The 4277-nt window shown below is 38.8% G+C and carries 8 protein-coding genes and 1 pseudogene; 7 read left to right on the plus strand and 2 right to left on the minus strand.

What is annotated here, in order from left to right; all coding sequences use genetic code 11:
- From AC33VI_RS16060 to AC33VI_RS16080, 5 genes are all read left to right on the plus strand, one after another.
- Positions 1-309 (plus strand): YCF48-related protein (locus AC33VI_RS16060; RefSeq protein WP_491783276.1); only part of this gene is annotated, 309 nt, incomplete at its 5' end.
- A gap of 97 nt (positions 310-406) precedes the next feature.
- Positions 407-652: a cytochrome b559 subunit alpha gene (gene psbE, locus AC33VI_RS16065; protein ID WP_491783277.1), complete on the plus strand. Its 246-nt coding sequence runs from the start codon at positions 407-409 to the stop codon at positions 650-652.
- A gap of 36 nt (positions 653-688) precedes the next feature.
- Positions 689-823, plus strand: coding sequence for a cytochrome b559 subunit beta (psbF, locus tag AC33VI_RS16070; protein WP_106240219.1), 135 nt, complete (start codon positions 689-691; stop codon positions 821-823).
- A 13-nt stretch (positions 824-836) separates the two neighbouring features.
- Positions 837-956, plus strand: a complete 120-nt coding sequence (gene psbL / locus AC33VI_RS16075) for a photosystem II reaction center protein PsbL (protein ID WP_009544126.1) — start codon at positions 837-839, stop codon at positions 954-956.
- Between the two features lie 65 nt (positions 957-1021).
- Entirely contained in the window at positions 1022-1141 is a 120-nt protein-coding gene (locus AC33VI_RS16080; RefSeq protein ID WP_019507616.1) for a photosystem II reaction center protein J, read from the plus strand.
- Positions 1142-1521: 380 nt separating this feature from the next.
- Here AC33VI_RS16080 and AC33VI_RS16085 read toward each other — a convergent pair whose 3' ends face one another.
- Positions 1522-1998 (minus strand): CRR6 family NdhI maturation factor, encoded by a 477-nt coding sequence (locus AC33VI_RS16085; RefSeq protein WP_491783278.1) that lies wholly within the window; start codon positions 1996-1998, stop codon positions 1522-1524.
- Between the two features lie 158 nt (positions 1999-2156).
- Between AC33VI_RS16085 and AC33VI_RS16090 the strand changes: the two genes are divergently transcribed.
- Entirely contained in the window at positions 2157-2588 is a 432-nt protein-coding gene (locus tag AC33VI_RS16090) for a Fur family transcriptional regulator (RefSeq protein ID WP_491783279.1), read from the plus strand.
- 343 nt (positions 2589-2931) lie between these two features.
- On the opposite strand, the pseudogene AC33VI_RS16095 reads toward AC33VI_RS16090, so the two are convergent.
- Positions 2932-3190: pseudogene (locus AC33VI_RS16095) on the minus strand (Tn3 family transposase); the annotation flags it as partial.
- Positions 3191-3436: 246 nt separating this feature from the next.
- On the opposite strand from AC33VI_RS16095, the gene AC33VI_RS16100 reads away from it, so the two are divergent.
- The gene (locus AC33VI_RS16100) at positions 3437-3982 is read left to right on the plus strand and encodes a recombinase family protein (RefSeq protein WP_491783280.1); all 546 of its coding nucleotides are present in this window, start codon (positions 3437-3439) and stop codon (positions 3980-3982) included.
- Positions 3983-4277: the final 295 nt, after the last annotated feature.

Consider the following 4277-nt stretch of genomic DNA (forward strand, 5'->3'; position numbering starts at 1 on the left):
CAAATTCAATTTAGCGAAACAGCCGAAGACTATGAAGCTTGGGGCGAACCTATTTATCCTGAATTTTCCGCAAGTTGGGGCTTTTTAGATGTGGCTTATCGTACTCCAGAAGAAATTTGGCTTTCGGGAGGAAGTGGTAACTTGCTAGTCAGTGATGATGGCGGTGAAACCTGGTCGAAGGATCGAGATGTGGAAAATGCACCATCGAATTTTTACAAAGTAGTATTTGTTTCTCCCCAAAAAGGCTTTATCCTAGGTGAGAGAGGAACAATACTTAAATATGTCCCCGAAGCTGGTACTGCTACCTAGAAGCTATTTTAGAAATATTTTCTAGTTGTTGGCGGTTACCTTTGTTTCGTATTATGTAGAAAGCTTTAAAACTTTATAATAAGGAGAAATAGAAATTATGGCAGGAGATACTGGAGAACGTCCATTTTCCGATATTATTACCAGCATTCGCTACTGGGTAATTCATAGCGTAACTATTCCCATGCTATTTATTGCAGGGTGGTTATTTGTTAGCACTGGATTGGCTTACGATGCTTTCGGTACGCCTCGTCCTAACGAATATTTTACTCAAGACCGCATTGAGCTACCTGTAATTAGCGATCGCTTTGATGCAAAATCACAAATCAAAGAATTTAATCAATAAAATTTGTTGACAAAAATTAGTTAGGTAAAAAAAATTATGACAGGCAACAGTCCCAATCAACCCATTTCTTATCCCATCTTTACCGTTAGATGGTTGGCAATTCACACTCTTGCAGTACCCACTGTATTTTTCCTAGGCGCGATCGCCTCTATGCAATTCATCCAACGATAGGAGCAAACAAATAATGGATAGAAATCAAAACCCCAACAGACAGCCCGTAGAACTCAATCGTACTTCCCTATACTTGGGTCTACTTTTGATTGCCGTTCTTGGCATCCTCTTTTCTAGTTACTTCTTTAACTAGGGATATATTCTGGCATTGAGTCAGATTCATTTTAATTATTTATAGCAAGTAGGAGATTTATAACAATGTTTGCAGATGGAAGAATTCCTTTGTGGATTGTGGCAACAGTCGCTGGCATGGGTGTCATTGCAGTTGTTGGCATCTTTTTCTACGGTGCTTATGCTGGTGTCGGCTCTGCAATGTAGAGTTCTCGATCGTCTCATCACACCTTTAAAAGTAAAATAGAATAGGTTTGAAAACCGCCCAGTACCAAACTAGGCGGTATTTTTTTTTATTTAGTAAAGAGGTTTGGGATTGTGTGGCGATCGCTTTAATGGTATTATTATTTTTATGATGGGAGTGGTGACTGCAATATATAAGCCCTTATATTTCCATTATGAAGAATATAATTAGTAAACCATATTTTGCGATCGCCAGTCAAGCTTTTACTTGTTAAAAGCGATGTAGCGCGTTGCGGGTCTGTGAACCGTTGTCCTAAAGGATATATCGAAGTGTATCCCTTTAGGGACACCTTCGAATATAGCAACAGAATCAAGAAGCGATCGCTGTTAAGTTTTTTAATCAATCAAGAAAGCATAGCAAAGAAGGCATCATCTAGTTCGTAGCCAAATAATTTTGCCATCGATTGCAAGCGAGACTTTTCTGATATCCCCTGCTGTTTTAACCAGTCAGCCAGAATAAAAATTTTCTTCATCACAAAAAGCTCTAAAGCTTCGGGGTTAAAAATAATTCCCTCCGTGCGGTTGAATTGATGGGGAACTAACATAGCCACATAGCGAGCCAATTCTCCCGATTTCCAATCTAATAAAAATGGCAACCAAGGATACATAGAATCTAATCTCAGATACCACAATCTAATTTCTGGAATTTCTGAAAGTTCGCGGGGGTCATCTGCTTCTCGCTGATAAGCGATTTCAAATTGTAATTGCTGTTCGCAATCTGCCAACTTACCCGTTTCAATCAAAGATTCGATCCGATCTTTAACCACAGCCAAATCTAAATTGTCGATCGATTGGTTGTCTAAAGCTAATTTTATAGTCACAATAAATATTACAGAAATAGAGACAAAGGAATAATTGTATTAAGCTAAAATTAACTTTACTAGTTTTTGACTAGGCACATATATGTATTTTAAGTTAAAGTGGTAATGACTATGTTTAATTCCAGTAAACTTCAATTTCAAATTATCGAGCCTCATCTATGAACAATCCAGAGGCAAAACCAATTAGATCCCTCGAAGATGCTTTAACTCGCTGCCAAGAATTAGGAATGCGAGTCAGTCGTCAGCGTCGCTATATTTTAGAATTACTATGGTCTCACGAAGATCATCTCTCGGCTAGAGAAATTTACGATTTGCTCAATCAAAAAGGCAAAGAAATCGGTCATACCTCCGTTTATCAAAACCTCGATGCTCTATCCGCAGAAGGGATAATTGAATGTGTCGAACGTTCTGATGGCAGACTTTATGGTAATATTAGCGACTCTCACAGTCATATCAACTGTCTCGATACCAATCAAATTATTGACGTTCAAATCGAGTTGCCTAAATCTACCATTGAGAAGATTGAAGCTGAAACGGGAGTCAAAATCACTGACTATCGGATTGATTTTTTTGGCTATAAAAATCAGTAGAATGTGTCTGGTGAGTTGATTAATTCCCATCGTTAAATTTGAAAGCTTAGTAAAATCAACAAATCTAATTTTAAATCGCCACAAGCAGAAAATGCTCCAGAAGAAATAGATTGGGCAGATTTATTAAACGCTGCAATTTATTCTAATCAAGCTGCCATTAATATCGATCGCGAACAATGGAATGATGCTTTAATTAATTTAAACTTAGGGGATGGCAACGATTCGTGAGTTTTACTCTCATATCCGCCTCACCCCCCTATAGAGAGTGAGTTTTAGGAACTATGAATCAGAGAAAATTTAAAATCAAGTGCTGGAGGTTTTTTAAATTCAAATCCAGACTTTAGCTCCCAAAGCGGTTGATATGCTTGCTTGGATATGGACTTAACCCTCCAAGAATCTCTTTCTAAAACGTATTACCTGTTTGAACATACTCCTGCAAGATTCGGCTAATACTCAAATACATTGTAGAAAATCAGACAATTAGAGGCTAAATGATTGTATTTGATGATTTTACGCTACTCTTCTCGACAATTGAGCTGAATCATTCCCGCACTACCAAAACCAATCCACTTAGTAAAGCCATTGAACGCTTCACTCTTATTTTGAAGCTAGATAGTGACTAACCGAATCTTATATTTTGGGGTCGTGTCCTGATAACCGATAGATCAAACAATTATTGCCAACTAAACAGAACTTTAGTGTGGCAAAACTACTAAGATTTGCGACGGTTTATGGCTTTACGACGTTTCTACGTTTCAGACCCCTCCTAGTGTTGCAAATATTAGTGGCAAAAGTTTATACTTTATGCACTATCTTTTGCGACAGATTTCCAGGATGGGGAGGCAAAATTGAAAATCGGGTATGCTCGCGTGAGTACAGATGACCAGAGTTTAGATAGCCAGATCTCGCTTTTGAATGAAGATGGTTGCAAAGAAATCCATAAGGAAAAGATTTCGGGGGCTAAGAAATCTCGTCCCGAACTTAAGAAGCTGCTGGATCGGATTCGAGAAGGTGACACGTTGGTAGTTTGTAAGTTAGACCGCCTGGCTCGCTCGACCAGTCACCTGCTTGAGATCGTCGAAACCCTGCGGGAGAAGAAGGCTTCCTTCCGTTCCTTGGGCGAGCCTTGGGCAGATACTACTTCTCATGCTGGCAAGATGATTATGACCGTTTTTGCAGGTATTGCTGAGTTTGAGCGGGATTTAATTCGCGAGCGAACTAGCGTTGGGCGAGAAGCTGCTATGAAAAGGGGTGTTAAATTTGGTCGTCCGAAGAAGTTATTCCCAGAACAGAAGGAGCTAATTCTCAAATTGAGAGAAGAAGGAAAATCGGCAACTGAGTTGGCTAAAACCTTTAATGTAGACCGTTCTACTATTTATCGTTTGGGTGAATGATATTTTTCAACAACCCACGCTGGCATGGAGGGGCATCTTTGCAACAGAAGCGAAGGAATGAGACTTTTAGTAAAAATCTTCTAAAAAGCGAATAACGAGAAATTGTTGGTAGTGGGTTTGGAACATTATAAAGTTAACGCTTCTACTTTCATGCCACTCGATAATTACCTAGTCAAAAAACGAGTTTTTGTTGATTTACCGTCATTTATTTTTGGTATTCTTATAGCGGGATGGGAGTAGGAATTCCGTAAATTATACATTACTTTCCTAGAGGTGTTTCTGTTTCTTAATTGCC

The sequence above is a fragment of the Waterburya sp. genome (genome assembly GCF_058530065.1).

What these genes read in the sequence shown, in the direction of transcription:
- psbL (WP_009544126.1), top strand. Translation starts at nt 837, where the DNA reads ATGGATAGAAATCAAAACCCCAACAGACAGCCCGTAGAACTCAATCGT.
- psbE (WP_491783277.1), top strand. Translation starts at nt 407, where the DNA reads ATGGCAGGAGATACTGGAGAACGTCCATTTTCCGATATTATTACCAGC.
- AC33VI_RS16090 (WP_491783279.1), top strand. Translation starts at nt 2,157, where the DNA reads ATGAACAATCCAGAGGCAAAACCAATTAGATCCCTCGAAGATGCTTTA.
- psbF (WP_106240219.1), top strand. Translation starts at nt 689, where the DNA reads ATGACAGGCAACAGTCCCAATCAACCCATTTCTTATCCCATCTTTACC.
- AC33VI_RS16080 (WP_019507616.1), top strand. Translation starts at nt 1,022, where the DNA reads ATGTTTGCAGATGGAAGAATTCCTTTGTGGATTGTGGCAACAGTCGCT.